This window comes from Paenibacillus sp. CAU 1782 (genome assembly GCF_054551715.1).
Genome location: NZ_JBTOLL010000030.1, coordinates 1 through 13,382, shown reverse-complemented (window position 1 = coordinate 13,382; position 13,382 = coordinate 1). Strand labels below are relative to the sequence as shown.

The following is a 13,382-nucleotide window of genomic DNA, read 5'->3' as shown; positions in this document are numbered from 1 at the left end:
TTCTGAACATTTTATGAACATTGAAGGAGAATGGTATGACGAAAAAAACAATAGGCGACACCTTGCATCGTGCCTGCTTTCAGCAGGATACGGAGGAAGTTCAAATGCTATTGACCGGCATCAAACCTGCCGCATTGAATAAAAAGCTGACTGATTATTCCAGCTCCCTTCAGGGAACGCCGCTTCATATCGCTTGCCAGACGGGAAATGCCGAAATCGTCAAGCTGTTGGTCGAGGCGGGAGCCGATCTGGAAATCAAGGATGTGGCCAGACAATCGCCGCTATCCATTGCCATTTCCAATAGACATCATTCCGTTGCTTCCTATTTAATAGAAGCAGGCGGGGATATTCACTCCAAGGGACCAAATGGCTTGCAGCCTATTCATTTTGCTTGCGCGCATGCCGGCAGAGAGATTATTGAGCTGCTGCTCTCCAAGGGCGTTGATATTAACCTGCTTGATAGCTCCAAAAGCTCGTTGCTCGAATTTACGACCAATCTCAGCGGTGGAAACTTGGAGGCTGCCGTTACGCTAGTAGAAAACGGGATTGATCACGCGTCCTACACCACTGGATTTCGTTGGGCCTGCTGGCGGAATAACCACGAGATCGCGGAATATTTGCTGGTGCAAGGCGCGGATTATCGTAGTCAGACGACCCCGAAATCGGAGTTGTTATTTTGGATCTGCGGCATGGGGCACATCCAAATTGTGGAGCTTCTGCTGAAGCTCGGCGTCGACTTTACAACCCCGGTTAAGTTTAAAGGGAAAATATTGTCCTATAACGGCAGTCCGCTGGAACGGGCGCTGGAAACCGGCCAGACGGCTGTCGCAGAACGTATACAAAAGGTACAATCTTGAAATAAGTGCCAGACAACAGTCGTAGCTGAGCGGAAGGATAGAGGGATTCTGGAAAAGCGATAGCGTTCGCCTTTAAAGACTGATTCCACCAATAGCGTTCATTCAATAAAAGAAATCAGGCTTTAACAGCGATTGGAAGAACCCTCTGGCCTGTAGCGAGCCTGCTCGCTGACAACTATGAGCTGATTTCTATTTTGAGCCACTAAAACTAAATTAAAGGCGGGGATACAGATGGAAGCAAAAAAAATAGCAGCCGAAAAAGCGGTGGATTACATTCAAGACGGCATGATTGTTGGTTTGGGCACCGGCTCGACCGCTTATTGGGCCATTCAAAAAATCGGAGCCAGAGTTTCCGAGGGGTTAAACATCAAAGCGATTGCCACCTCCCAGGCATCGGAGGATCTGGCGCGTGAATTAGGCATTCCGCAGCTCCCTTTTTCCGACATACAAGCTATCGATTTGACGATTGACGGAGCGGACGAGGCAGACCCGGCTTTTCACCTGATCAAGGGCGGCGGCGGCGCTTTGCTTCGTGAAAAAATTGTAGCGGCAGCAAGCAAAAAGCTGATCATCGTAGTGGATGAAAGCAAAGTAGTAGAGAAGCTGGGACGTTTTCCGCTGCCTGTGGAAATTGTTCCTTTTGGCCACGAAATGACCTTGAGAAAGCTGGAGCAGCTTGGCTGCAAGCCGGTATTGCGGGCGGCAGAAGGCAAAACGTTTGTGACGGATAACGGAAACTACATAGCGGATTGCCATTTTGGGCGTATTGAGGACCCCCAACATCTCCATGCCGTTATTAACCTGATTCCGGGTACGGTGGACAATGGCTTGTTTATCCACATGGCCGACCATGTCATTGTGGGATACCGCGACGGACGCGTTGAAGAGCTGGAAAAAGCATAAAATATACCGTGTACTTATACGATTGGAGGCGGAAAATTGAGATACCTGTGCGTAGGACTGTGGATTGTTTTGGCGTTGCTGACCGGCTGCGCAAACAGCACAACCGATGTCATCAAGCCGGATGAGAGCGCTCAAGCGGGGCAAAGTGAATCAGCAACACCGTCGCCTGAGACACCGGCAGAAACGGAGGCTCCTTCCAACGAACCGGCCGAAAATGCTTTGGCGTTGACGGAGGAAGAGCAAGTCTTCGTGGACCGTTTTTATGGAGTCTGGACGAATACGGAGCAATTGGATACAACCATGGAAGTGCAGGATGGCGTTATTTTGGTCGGGGTAAAATTGGGCCAGCTGCTGACGGAGTCCAAATATGTCGTAACCGGAGTTGATCTGACAGAACAGTCTATCGTAATTGAAGGCACAAGTCTGGAAATTTCGTATGACGAGGAAAACGAGGAGCGGCCTCTCTCAAGCAAAATCATCCTGCAGCAGGATGGCAGCGAACTGCTCTACATTCATGATTACCTGAATGAAAAGATTGAGAGCACCTGGACAAAATAAAGTCCGAGTCTGACGTGAATCCGTGAATTTTTTGAAAAGTGTGTCCAATGTCCTTGCAGCCCAAATTGTGATCTTCATATGATAGAGGAAAAAGAGATTTGGGTGGAGGCAACATGATCAGAAGCAAAATCAACCAGATGTTAGACGAACTCCCCGAAGAACATTTGCTGCATGCGTATTGGACACTGCATTTTATTCACAGGAAACACAAACACCGGAAAACGCTGGTCGACAAAGGTATTGTCATTACGGAGCTATACGAGGAGGCGGATGACATTGTCCGCAAGTGGGATCAGACCTTTGCCCGCAAGTTAAGCGATGAGGTGAAAGATGCCATTCATTACGATCAGTACAAGTGGCATATGTTCAGCTACGAAGAGAAAAAATGTTTAAAGGAAGACAAAGCCAGGCGAGCCTTCGATGCCGTCGCTAAAGATGAAATGTACGGCATGTACCAGGACCTGTCGTCTGTCTTCCTTTATGAAAATGCGGCTCAAGCAGCTGCAGCGGATTTTGAGTCCGAGCAGGACATTTACCTGTTTGACCGAAATTTCACCTGGACCTATGTACACACTCACGAGTCCATGTGCGGCCCTTACTTCTGCAAGCTGAAGTAAAGGCGCATTCGGTCACTGCTTGGGCGATTGATGCAGCCGGACATCCCGGGTTTTACTGATAGGATGGTCTGTATTGGGTGCCGGATTGATTGTTCTGGTTGCTATAGGCTTGAGAAGCTATGCCCAGCGTGCTTTGATGAGAAATTTGATTGCACAGGTTGGAAATTTGGTGAAGCTGCTGAACAACCGTTTGATGTCCTTGCAGAGCTGTCTGGATCACTTGAGCGGCATGTTGCTCGCGCTGTGCAAGCTGCTCCAGCATTTGAGCGTTTTGCTGCTCTTGAGTCAGCAGTTGCTGATATTGAGCCGAAGCTTGTTGCGTCTGATTGACCAATTGCTGAATTAATTGCTCGGCTTGGGCAAGCTGTTGTTGCTGATTATACATGTGAATTCCTCCTAGGCGTATTGGTTTTTGTGCCTCCTATACTGTTTTCTTCATCCCGTTTTTTTATTCAAATCATTAGATTTTTGGATCGGGAAGCGATGAATGGAGGATATGCTTGCTATGGATTCAATATAGAAGAGATGCGGTTTTTGTAGGCAAAATGATTGGTGGGACCGTGCCCGGCTCCCAAATGCAGACCATCCTCTATGGCGGCTTGAATAAAAGCCTTGGCTCGAAGCGCCGAGGCCAACATGTCGTGGCCTTGAGCAAGGCCTGCCGTCAAAGCCGCGGAGAAAGTACATCCGGTTCCATGCGTATGGCGCGTCTGGATGCGGGCTCCTTCCAATTCATAAAAGTCGACTCCGTCATATAACAAGTCAATAACCGGACCGGCATCAGAGGAGTGACCGCCTTTCAGGATGACATGGCGGACGCCGGTTGCAGCGATGCGGCGGGATGCCTCTTTGCGGTCCTCCATTGTTGCGATTGGCATATTTGCGAGTAGCTCAGCCTCGGGAATATTGGGAGTAACGGCCTCCGCAAGCGGAAGCAGGGAAGCCTTCAGCGACGACAAAGACTGGCTTTGCAGAAGCAACGCCCCGCCTTTAGCGATCATGACGGGGTCGACGACGATTTTTCCCCATCCGCAATAAGAAATGGCTTCTGCAACGGCTTCAATCCGGTCATGGCTGAACAGCATGCCTGTTTTTACGGCATCCGGCGGCAGATCGCTCCCGATGGCATGAAGCTGGGCAGTTACGACTGCCGTATCCACCGGGTACACGCCGTGGACGCCAAGCGTGTTTTGCGCCGTAACGGCGGTTAAGGCGGACATGCCGTATACGCCGAGTTCCTGAAAGGTTTTGAGGTCGGCTTGAATGCCTGCTCCGCCGCCGCTATCGGAGCCGGCTATGGTTAATGCTTTTGCGATAGGCGCCATTATACGCTGTCCGCCTTTTCTATCCGGGCAAGCTCTCTGAACCGCGCCGGCGACAGGGAAGCAAGCTGATCCAGAAAAGCCGCCTGGAAGCTGCCGGGAAGCGGATTGTCCATTGAGGCGGCAGCTTCCTCCGCAGCGACTCCATAGAAGGCCAGTGCTTCAGCCGCCGCTTCAAGGGCTGAGCCGTCGTCGCTTACAGCCAGAAAAGCGCCTGCTATAGAGCTAAGCAAACAACCTGCGCCTGTCATTTGGGTTAATATTGGATGTCCGTTGCTGACAACGTAGGTGGAGCGCCCGTCGCTAACGGCATCGTTCTTGCCGGTAATGGCCACGATGCATCCAAGATGCTTTGCGGCACGCCGCGCCAGCCGAACGTTATCGCTATCGCCTCCAAGGGCGTCGACGCCTTTGATTTCCCGGCTTTCACCGATAACATTGGCAATCTCGGCGGCGTTGCCTCGCAAAGCGGCAAGCTTGATTTCTCTGGCAATTCTCCGCGATGTCTCCGTGCGATATGCCGTTGCTCCTGCGCCAACGGGGTCCAGCACAACCGGCGTTCCCGCCGCATTGGCTGCTTTGCCCGCCAGCAGGGAGGACTCTACGACACGGTCATCCAGCGTACCGATGTTCAGGACAACGGCGCTTGCGAGAGAAGCCATCTCCGCAACCTCTTCCCGCGCATAAGCCATTACCGGCGATGCGCCAAGCGCCAGAAGCCCATTGGCGGTGAAGTTGGTTACCACAACGTTCGTAATATTATGGACAAGCGGTTTTTGTTCCCGTACCTTCATGAGATAAGGCATCATTTTTCCTCCTTGTGTCATTTGTAAATGGAGAGGCAGCTGGCGGAGCTGGAGCGGAAAACGGCAAAAAGCCCGTTCCAAATCGGGAACGGGCATACATGTATATTCAATATGCAGCAGCATAAGCGCGCAATTCAAATAACGTTTCGTCCCACTTCCCTCCGCTGGCATAACCCAGATCAGGTTCCAAGGGTCCGGCGCTCTGTTGCGCCGTCTCAGTCCAATAGGACTCCCCTAGTGAATTCAGCTATTCAATTTACTTTTCAAGAATGACCAATGAAAAAACAGTATGAAGATCGCTGCTGCTCATCGGACTTTGACTGGACACCTTCCAGCCTTCGGCCAATAGTTGATTAAGCTCATTCAAATTGGTTTTTTTCTCGGACATAAAGTAGAGAACAAATGCTTTTTGCACGTAATCTGCCTCCTCCATTGATTTCCAATATAGCATATATTCAAGGTCGATGCTACGGGATGAGCAGGGTAGGAAGTACGGGGCCGCATCGGGTAAAATAAGGTGAAAGGGAGGGATTTCAGAATGAGCAACATCGTAGGAGTTCAAGCTATTGATGAATACATTGCAGCTTTTCCGGTTGAGGTACAGGAGAAGCTTGCCTCCATTTATCATTTAATTGCCGGGATTGTGCCGGATGCTTCCGTCAAAATCAGCTACGGCATGCCAACGTTTGTGCTGAAGGGGAATCTGGTCCATTTTGCGGCGTTCAAGAAGCATATCGGTTTTTATCCGGCGCCAGGCGGAATCCATGAATTCCAGGATGAATTGGCCATTTACAAAACGTCGAAGGGAGCGATCCAGTTCCCGCTGGACAAGCCCATTCCTTACGAGCTGATTGGTAAAATTACGGCTTTTCGCGCAAAGCAGAATCTGAGCAAGAGTTAGCAAAAATCATCAAGAGCATGAATAGGGACTGCGATAAACTAAAGAAAGAAGGAGGTTGGCCGTGTCGATCTATGAAACAATCATTCAGGATGTCGTTGATGCCATTGAGGAGCGGCTCGATGAGGAGCTGAAGCTGACAACTTTGGCGCAGCTGGCGGGATTTTCGGATTTCCATTTCCATAGGGTTTTCCAAACCATGGTGGGAGAGCCGGTTATGGAATACGTCCGCAAAAGAAGGCTGGTTCGCGCCGCCTGTCAAGTTGCTTACTCCGATGAAAAGCTGCTGAACATCGCATTGGATCATGGCTTTGGCACACCGGAAACCTTCATTCGTTCTTTTCGCAGGCTGTACGGCATGACGCCGGGAGAATTTCGGAGAAAAGGACTGCAGCCGCCCGAATATCCCAAAGTTAATGTCATGCAGCGGATTTCCAAGCCCTATTTAGGAGGAATTGCAATGAAATTCGAAATTGTGACCAAACCTGCTTTTGACTTGATCGGTTATTCCATTCGCACATGCAACACAGACGGACAAAATAATAGAGACATCCCGGAATTTTGGCAGAAGTATATGGCTGAGAAAAAGGGCGAAAGCCTGTATGGTCTGGCGTTATCGACAGCGGAGTACGGTGTTTGCGACGAGTTCGACATGGAGTCAGGCCAGTTTAGTTACTTGATTGGCGTTGAAGCGCAAGAAGAAGCCGAAGTGCCGGAAGGCGCGGTTCGCCGCCATTATCCGGAGCAGACGTACGCTGTGTTTACGACGCCAGCGGTTTCTCGCGATCAGTTTACAAGCGCCATTCAGAGCACATGGACTTCCATATACAGCGAATGGTTCCCGCACTCCGGCTATGAACACTCCGCAGGAGCTGAGTTTGAATATTATGACGAGCGCTGCTGGGCAGACCGCACAGACCTGCCTGTTATGGATATCTACATTCCGGTAGCCAAGAAAGCCTAGTAAAAACAAAACAGCCAATCAACGGCTATCAGCAAATAAGGCAGTAAAAAAGGGTGGGGCGGCATACATGTATGCCGCCTTATTTCGTTTGTCGCTACAGGAGCTGATGACTCTGGTAAAACCTGCATATCGCAGGCAAGCTTGATATAATGGAAGAATAGTAGATAGGCATGAATCAACTTTCATTTCCAACTAAGGCAGAGGTGAACGATGACATATGGCAATACTCCGCAATGATTGGGCCGAGCATCTCGAAGATGAATTTCAGAGGGACTATTACTTATCTCTGAGAGAATTTCTTATCGAAGAATACAAGAGTCGCCGTGTCTTTCCCGATATGTACGACATTTTTAATGCATTGCACGAAACTGCGTTTGCGGATACTCGCGTCGTTATTTTGGGACAAGACCCCTACCATGGAGCAGGACAGGCGCATGGCCTGAGCTTTTCCGTCAAGCCGGGCGTAACCCCTCCGCCGTCGCTGCAAAACATATTTAAGGAATTGCATGATGATATCGGCTGCCCGATTCCTTCCCATGGCCATCTTTCGGAATGGGCCAAGCAAGGCGTGCTGCTGCTGAATACGGTGCTGACGGTGAGATCAGGCGTTGCCAACTCTCATCGGGACAAGGGCTGGGAGGCATTTACAGACAAGGTCATCGGAGCCTTAAACCGCAAAACAGAACCGGTCGTGTTTATCCTGTGGGGCAGTCATGCCCAGAAGAAAGCTGAATTGATTACAAATGCCGGTCATTATTTGATAAAATCGCCCCATCCAAGCCCTTATTCCGCAGACAGAGGTTTTTTTGGAAGCAGGCCGTTTTCGCGCGCCAACCGCTTTTTGGAGGACAATGGCTTGCCTCAAGTGGACTGGCGATTGCCGCTGCAAGCTACACCTTAAAATGCTGGATTTCCTCTTGCAGCTGTTCGGCCAGCGCGGATAGAGAGCGGGCCGAGGCATAAACCTCCTCGATCGATGCCAGCTGCTCCTCGGCCGAAGCCGTTACCTCCTGAGCTCCCGAGACGGTGTTTTCCGCGATTTGAGTAATGTAATCCATGGAGCTGACGATGGCTTTTGCTCCGCCCGCCATCAGCCGAGCCGACCCGGACAATTCCTGAATCTGCTCGTTAACCGCAAATACGGAGTTCTGAATTTGCGTAAAGGAGCTTCCTGCGGATTGTACGGCCTGAATGCCGGAGGCCGCTTCCCGGGAGGCGGTATCCGTAGAAGCAGCGGCGTTGCTGATTTCACGCTGGATGTCGGCGATCAGGGTAGTGATTTCGTCGGCTGAACGGGAGGATTGCTCCGCCAGCTTGCGAACTTCTCCTGCTACAACGGCAAAGCCTGCTCCGTGCTCGCCCGCATGCGCGGCTTCGATTGCGGCATTTAGTGCCAATAGATTCGTTTGCGCCGCAATATCCGTAATAACGGCCAGAATGCTGCCGATTTCCGCGGAACGATCGTTCAGACGGTCCATAAGAGAAGCAAGGCCAGTCACTGTGTTGTTGATGTTATCCATTTGAACGGCTGCGGAATCAATGATTTCATTCCCGGCGACGGCCCGGCTATAAGCATCCAGGGCGGTGTCCGATGCGCCTTGCGCATGGTCCGCCATCTGCAAGACGCCAACATACATATCGTGCATAGAAGATGAAATTTCCTCTACCTTGCGGTTCTGCTGCTCGGCCGCCAGCGCCATGTTCTGCATCGTGCTTGCGACCTGCTCTGTCCCCAGCGTAGCTTGCTCGCTGGAAGCGGACAGCTCTTGAGCGGAAGCCGATACCTGCTCCGCGCTTGTTGCGGTATGCCGGATCAGCTTGCGCAGATTATGCGCCATCGTATTAAATGCCGCAGCCAATCCCCCTACCTCGTCCCGATTGCGGACCGCAACATCTTGAACGGTGAGATCGCCTCCCGATACTTGTCCGGCAGCCCGGGCAACGGCAAGGATTGGCTTCGCCAATCGGTTGCCAATCCAAGTGGCGATAATGCTTCCGACAATAATCGAAGAGACGCTGGACAGCAGGATCAAATTTTTGACGCCGGCAACCTTGTTATTGGCTCCGTGGGTGTGAGCATCAAGCTCCTGCTGCTGAAACTCCGAAAATTGCTCCGCCGTTTTTTGAAAGCCGCTAATCAGGGCATTTCCTTTTTCATTAACGAGTTCGGAGACTGCTTCGTCCTGATTTTGCTTTTTCAGAGATATGGCTCTTTTGGCGACAAGGTAATATTCCTCCTGGTAATAATTAAGCTCCTCCCGCCATTGTCTGGTTTCAGCGTCAAGCGACAGGCTCCCGATTTCCCGGCCAATCTCTACATAACGGGAATGGGCGTCTTCAAAGCTGGTTAACGCGGCTTCGTCGCCGCTTAGCAAAAATCCTTGAAGGCTTGCTTGCTCCTGCATAACGGCTACGTTTAACTTTTGTACCTGAATAAACAAAGCCGCCTTTTTGTTCACCAAATCGCTATAAGTACGATCAACCAGCGTAAGCTGGATATAGCTGATGCCTATAGCCAGGGATAAAATAAGGATCACGGAAATAAAGCCGGCAACTATTTTCTTTCGAATGGTCCATTTCATAAACACATCACTCCCGACTGTGATTCAACTACTGTTTTTGGAGGATTGGCACGATCTTCTCTTGATGAGGAATTAATTCCACTATAAATCAGCCGGAATTAGTGTACAGTGACTAATGTTACTCCTGAGCAGGCACATGCTTGAGCGTCTTGCCAACAACTTTTTACAAGTAAAGGGTTGTCCCAAAAGCAATTTTCTCCAAAAGCAGCCCCGCTTTGCACGGAATGTTGAAGCAAAAAAAGAACCGTCAAATCCACTTTTGAGTGGTTTTGACGGTTCTTTTGCAAATAGTTTAAGATTCTTTCACTATAAAAGTTCGACTTAAGAAACGGCGGACTCCTGCCAACAATCATTAGTTGAACTTATATAGTATTCAATGATCAGACTTTAAAGCGGTCAATTTGCTCCTGCAGCTGCTCTGCCAGATAGGAAAGCGATTTGGCGGAGGCTGCAACCTCCTCCATGGAGGCAAGCTGCTCCTCCGTCGCGGATGAAACCTGCTGGGCGCCTGCCAAAGTCGATTCCGAGACGTTGGTAATCACGCTCATGGAGTTCACCACGCCATCCGCTCCTGCAGCCATTAAACGAACGGACGCGGATACATCCTGGATTTGGTCGTTCACTTCATGAACAGAGCCTTGGATGTGCTGGAAGGAACGTCCCGCCGTATCTACTGCGCCGATACCGGAATGAACGACCTGGGCGGCATTGCGCATGGTCTGAACCGCTTGCTTGGTTTCCACCTGGATTTGCCCGATCAGCTCCGATATTTGATGCGCAGATTCGGAGGACTGCTCCGCCAGCTTGCGCACTTCACCGGCGACGACGGCAAAGCCTCGTCCCAATTCGCCTGCGCGCGCCGCCTCGATGCCGGCATTAAGCGAGAGAATATTCGTTTGCGATGCAATGGAGGTGATGGCCCCGCTAATTGCGCCAATCTCGTTGGAACGGCTGTCGAGGCGGTCGATCATGGCCCCCAATTCCTGAACCGTGCTGCCAACTTCATTCATGCGATCCACTGCGATTTCGATTGCTTTGCTTCCTTCTTCAGCCCGTTGGAAGGCCTCGGATGCTTTTGATGACATGCTTTGGGAGCCCTCCGCTATTTGGCGAATGCCGTGAGACATATCATTTACGGTTTTGGATGCGTCAGCGACATGATGGAATCCATTGCTTGCATCGGAGGAAACCTCCTGCATGGTGGCCGCGATTTGTTCGCTGGCCAAAGTTGCCTGATCGCTGGTCGCGTTAAGCTGCTCGGCAGACGCAGCAACTTGCTCGGCATTTTGTCCGACATGCTGAATCAGCGATCGGAGATTGCCGGCCATCGTATTAAACGCGGTGGCTAATCCGCCGATTTCATCCCGGTTTTTGATAACCGCAATGGTTGTGGTCAAATCGCCCGCGGCAATGCGTTCGGCTGCCTGGGCAAGCGTCTTGACGGGTCTGGATATGAGGCGGCCAATAAACCAGGACACAAACAATCCCAATAGCAATGCGCCGATTCCAAGTGCCAAAATCAAGTTTTGGATCGTTTCGGCTTTTTGAGAAGCCTCAAGCTGTCCGTTGTCCAGCAGCTCTTGCTGGAATGACGTGAACTGTGAAGCCTTTTCGTCAAACCGGTTCATGATGTCTTGTCCCTGGGTGTTCAAGAGCTCGGTGTATTCGGCTTCCTTGCCTTGAATTTTGAGCTTGATAATGCGGTTGGAGAGGTAGACATATTCTGCTTCCAGCTCATTCAACTCCTGAAGCAGCCCTAACGTTTCGGGTTCGGTAACCATAGCCTCGAGGCTTAGGGATTGTGACTTATATTCTGTGTGGGCATCTGTGAAGTGTTGGAGCGCTGCGTTGTCACCGTTAATGAGGTAGCCTCTAAGGCCTACTTGCTGCTGCTTGACGATCACATTCAGCTTTTGAATGAGAATCAACTTGCTTGCCTTGTCTTCAATGAGGTCGCGGTATGTTCGGTCAACAAGGGAGGTTTGCGAGTAGCTGATGGCGACAGTCGCGGTCAAAATGAGAAGCACAGCAAGAAATCCTGCCAGGAGCTTACGGCTGATAGTCAGTTTCATAGACATTTTTCCTCTTCTTGGATATGATAATAGCTTCTTTAAATGATAGTACATGGCCTTAATGTTTTCAATACGAAACTATTAGTTTATAGGATAATCCTATAAAAGAAAGCGCTCACTTTTTTCGAACTGGTGAATTTACAGTCTTTTCGTATGTTTTGGGAGGGCAAGAGGTGTATAATTAAGAAAAAAACACAGGTGAACGACATGATGAATGAAGTATCCGTTTGTAAAATTTTCACGTTTGACTCTGCGCATCAGCTAATTGGGCATTCCGGGAAATGCGCGAATGTTCATGGACATACGTATAAGCTTGAGGTTGTGCTGAAAGCTCCCGTTATTACAGCGGAAGGGGCTTCCGATGAAGGTTTCGTCATGGACTTCAGCCATTTGAAAACGATCGTGAAGGAACATATTTTGTCTCAGCTGGACCATGCGTTTTTGGCAGCGGGCAATGAACCCGTCCTGGAATCGCTGCAGTCCTCAGGCTCCAAAATCGCAAAGCTTGGTTTCCGCACTACGGCCGAAAATCTGGCTGCCTATATATGCTGGCGTTTGCTGGGCCATGGACTGCCGGTATTCTCCGTCAAGCTGTGGGAAACAGGCAGCGCATGGGCGGAGGTAGCAGCCGCAGACATTCCGGCAGGAGGCCCGATCTATCGGCGTTTGGGAGATTGCGACTGGGATTAGGTCAGGCAGAGGATGGCAGAGTCTGGTGGAGGTTAGTGCAAAGGCGAGTGTAAAGGCTGGTGTAAAGGCGAGTGTAAAGGCTGGTGTAAGCTAACAAAGTCTGATGTGGGCTTGTGAATTGTGGAAAATTCTGGTGGAGTCTAATATGAGCTAGTGAAGCCTGATGTGCGCCGGTAAAGCTGGGTGAGGTCTAGTATGTGCTAGTGAAGCCTGATGTGCGCCGGTAAAGCTGGTGGAGTCTAATATGAGCTAGTGAAGTCTGATTTGCGCCGGTAAAGCTGGGTGAGGTCTAGTATGTGCTAGTGAAGCCTGATGTGCGCCGGTAAAGCTGGTGGAGTCTAATATGAGCTAGTGAAGTCTGATTTGCGCCGGTAAAGCTGGTGGAGTCTAATATGAGCTAGTGAAGTCTGATTTGCGCCGGTAAAGCTGGGTGAAGTCTAGTATGTGCTAGTGAAGCCTGATGTGCGCCGGTAAAGCTGGTGGAGTCTAATATGAGCTAGTGAAGTCTGATTTGCGCCGGTAAAGCTGGTGGAGTCTAATATGAGCTAGTGAAGTCTGATTTGCGCCGGTAAAGCTGGGTGATTTCTAGTCTAAGTTAGTGAAGTCTAGTGCAATCAGCAGCAGTTTACTAGTTTGGGATGACACATTATGAGACATTAAAAGTGTTACGGTCATCCATGACCATTAGAGCGCTAATTTGCCCATTTTTTCATTGTAACGGTCATTGATGTCCTTTAGACGTCCAAAAGCGGCTCAAATTCGGAAAAAGTGGGCTCTAACGGTCACAAATGTCCATTACACAGCCATATTCCCGAAAAAAGGCTTGTAATGGTCATAAATGTCCATTACACAGCCACAGCCGTTTTCCCAAAAAAAGGCTTGTAGCGGTTATGGATGTCCGGCAAATAGGGAGTTGTACTAAAAACCTACATTCTTTATTAATCCGCTAGGGCGTGTACGCAAACACGCCCTAATTTCCCGCAGCTGCTGCACCAACAACACCAACAACACCAACAACACCAACAACACCAACAACACCAACAACACCAACAACACCAACAACACCAACAACACCAACAACACCAACAACACCAACAACACCAACAACACCAA

At 50.1% G+C, this 13,382-nt stretch carries 14 protein-coding genes and 1 riboswitch; of the genes, 8 read left to right on the top strand and 6 right to left on the bottom strand.

The window, feature by feature from the left end; translation table 11 throughout:
* Window positions 1–35 precede the first annotated feature (35 nt).
* From ACX93W_RS26975 to ACX93W_RS26960, 4 genes are all read left to right on the top strand, one after another.
* Window positions 36–857, top strand: a complete 822-nt coding sequence (locus tag ACX93W_RS26975; protein WP_459395470.1) for an ankyrin repeat domain-containing protein — start codon at window positions 36–38, stop codon at window positions 855–857.
* A 231-nt stretch (window positions 858–1,088) separates the two neighbouring features.
* A complete protein-coding gene (gene rpiA, locus ACX93W_RS26970; RefSeq protein WP_459395469.1) occupies window positions 1,089–1,760 on the top strand; it encodes a ribose-5-phosphate isomerase RpiA in 672 nt (223 codons plus the stop codon).
* 36 nt (window positions 1,761–1,796) lie between these two features.
* Window positions 1,797–2,318, top strand: a complete 522-nt coding sequence (locus tag ACX93W_RS26965) for a hypothetical protein (RefSeq protein WP_459395468.1) — start codon at window positions 1,797–1,799, stop codon at window positions 2,316–2,318.
* Window positions 2,319–2,431: 113 nt separating this feature from the next.
* Entirely contained in the window at window positions 2,432–2,935 is a 504-nt protein-coding gene (locus tag ACX93W_RS26960; protein WP_459395467.1) for a DUF4275 family protein, read from the top strand.
* A 52-nt stretch (window positions 2,936–2,987) separates the two neighbouring features.
* Here ACX93W_RS26960 and ACX93W_RS26955 read toward each other — a convergent pair whose 3' ends face one another.
* The 4 genes from ACX93W_RS26955 to ACX93W_RS26940 all read right to left on the bottom strand — a co-directional run bounded on the left by ACX93W_RS26955 (window position 2,988) and on the right by ACX93W_RS26940 (window position 5,478).
* The gene (locus ACX93W_RS26955) at window positions 2,988–3,320 is read right to left on the bottom strand and encodes a hypothetical protein (RefSeq protein ID WP_459395466.1); all 333 of its coding nucleotides are present in this window, start codon (window positions 3,318–3,320) and stop codon (window positions 2,988–2,990) included.
* 118 nt (window positions 3,321–3,438) lie between these two features.
* Window positions 3,439–4,260: a bifunctional hydroxymethylpyrimidine kinase/phosphomethylpyrimidine kinase gene (gene thiD, locus ACX93W_RS26950; protein WP_459395465.1), complete on the bottom strand. Its 822-nt coding sequence runs from the start codon at window positions 4,258–4,260 to the stop codon at window positions 3,439–3,441.
* Window positions 4,260–5,066, bottom strand: coding sequence for a hydroxyethylthiazole kinase (gene thiM / locus ACX93W_RS26945; RefSeq protein ID WP_459395464.1), 807 nt, complete (start codon window positions 5,064–5,066; stop codon window positions 4,260–4,262). The genes thiD and thiM overlap by 1 nt, the downstream gene beginning before the upstream one ends.
* Window positions 5,067–5,202: 136 nt before the next feature.
* Window positions 5,203–5,309, bottom strand: a riboswitch (TPP riboswitch).
* A 10-nt stretch (window positions 5,310–5,319) separates the two neighbouring features.
* Window positions 5,320–5,478, bottom strand: a complete 159-nt coding sequence (locus ACX93W_RS26940; protein WP_459395463.1) for a hypothetical protein — start codon at window positions 5,476–5,478, stop codon at window positions 5,320–5,322.
* Between the two features lie 123 nt (window positions 5,479–5,601).
* On the opposite strand from ACX93W_RS26940, the gene ACX93W_RS26935 reads away from it, so the two are divergent.
* The 3 genes from ACX93W_RS26935 to ACX93W_RS26925 all read left to right on the top strand — a co-directional run bounded on the left by ACX93W_RS26935 (window position 5,602) and on the right by ACX93W_RS26925 (window position 7,826).
* Entirely contained in the window at window positions 5,602–5,964 is a 363-nt protein-coding gene (locus ACX93W_RS26935; protein WP_459395462.1) for an iron chaperone, read from the top strand.
* Window positions 5,965–6,025: 61 nt separating this feature from the next.
* Entirely contained in the window at window positions 6,026–6,925 is a 900-nt protein-coding gene (locus tag ACX93W_RS26930; RefSeq protein ID WP_459395461.1) for an AraC family transcriptional regulator, read from the top strand.
* Between the two features lie 217 nt (window positions 6,926–7,142).
* Window positions 7,143–7,826 (top strand): uracil-DNA glycosylase, encoded by a 684-nt coding sequence (locus tag ACX93W_RS26925; RefSeq protein ID WP_459395460.1) that lies wholly within the window; start codon window positions 7,143–7,145, stop codon window positions 7,824–7,826.
* Here the strand turns inward: ACX93W_RS26925 and ACX93W_RS26920 are convergent.
* Together ACX93W_RS26920 and ACX93W_RS26915 are read right to left on the bottom strand one after the other, a co-directional pair.
* Window positions 7,816–9,507, bottom strand: a complete 1,692-nt coding sequence (locus tag ACX93W_RS26920; RefSeq protein ID WP_459395459.1) for a methyl-accepting chemotaxis protein — start codon at window positions 9,505–9,507, stop codon at window positions 7,816–7,818. The two genes, ACX93W_RS26925 and ACX93W_RS26920, sit on opposite strands and share 11 nt — an antisense overlap.
* Window positions 9,508–9,887: 380 nt before the next feature.
* Window positions 9,888–11,579 carry a methyl-accepting chemotaxis protein gene (locus tag ACX93W_RS26915; RefSeq protein WP_459395458.1) on the bottom strand — a complete coding sequence of 564 codons (1,692 nt, stop codon included), beginning with the start codon at window positions 11,577–11,579 and terminating at the stop codon, window positions 9,888–9,890.
* 207 nt (window positions 11,580–11,786) lie between these two features.
* Between ACX93W_RS26915 and ACX93W_RS26910 the strand changes: the two genes are divergently transcribed.
* Window positions 11,787–12,269 carry a 6-pyruvoyl trahydropterin synthase family protein gene (locus tag ACX93W_RS26910; protein WP_459395457.1) on the top strand — a complete coding sequence of 161 codons (483 nt, stop codon included), beginning with the start codon at window positions 11,787–11,789 and terminating at the stop codon, window positions 12,267–12,269.
* Window positions 12,270–13,382 lie beyond the last annotated feature (1,113 nt).

What these genes read in the sequence shown, in the direction of transcription:
- thiD (WP_459395465.1), bottom strand. Translation starts at nt 4,260, where the DNA reads ATGGCGCCTATCGCAAAAGCATTAACCATAGCCGGCTCCGATAGCGGC.
- ACX93W_RS26910 (WP_459395457.1), top strand. Translation starts at nt 11,787, where the DNA reads ATGATGAATGAAGTATCCGTTTGTAAAATTTTCACGTTTGACTCTGCG.
- ACX93W_RS26920 (WP_459395459.1), bottom strand. Translation starts at nt 9,507, where the DNA reads ATGAAATGGACCATTCGAAAGAAAATAGTTGCCGGCTTTATTTCCGTG.
- ACX93W_RS26915 (WP_459395458.1), bottom strand. Translation starts at nt 11,579, where the DNA reads ATGAAACTGACTATCAGCCGTAAGCTCCTGGCAGGATTTCTTGCTGTG.
- thiM (WP_459395464.1), bottom strand. Translation starts at nt 5,066, where the DNA reads ATGATGCCTTATCTCATGAAGGTACGGGAACAAAAACCGCTTGTCCAT.
- ACX93W_RS26935 (WP_459395462.1), top strand. Translation starts at nt 5,602, where the DNA reads ATGAGCAACATCGTAGGAGTTCAAGCTATTGATGAATACATTGCAGCT.
- rpiA (WP_459395469.1), top strand. Translation starts at nt 1,089, where the DNA reads ATGGAAGCAAAAAAAATAGCAGCCGAAAAAGCGGTGGATTACATTCAA.
- ACX93W_RS26960 (WP_459395467.1), top strand. Translation starts at nt 2,432, where the DNA reads ATGATCAGAAGCAAAATCAACCAGATGTTAGACGAACTCCCCGAAGAA.
- ACX93W_RS26925 (WP_459395460.1), top strand. Translation starts at nt 7,143, where the DNA reads ATGGCAATACTCCGCAATGATTGGGCCGAGCATCTCGAAGATGAATTT.
- ACX93W_RS26955 (WP_459395466.1), bottom strand. Translation starts at nt 3,320, where the DNA reads ATGTATAATCAGCAACAACAGCTTGCCCAAGCCGAGCAATTAATTCAG.
- ACX93W_RS26975 (WP_459395470.1), top strand. Translation starts at nt 36, where the DNA reads ATGACGAAAAAAACAATAGGCGACACCTTGCATCGTGCCTGCTTTCAG.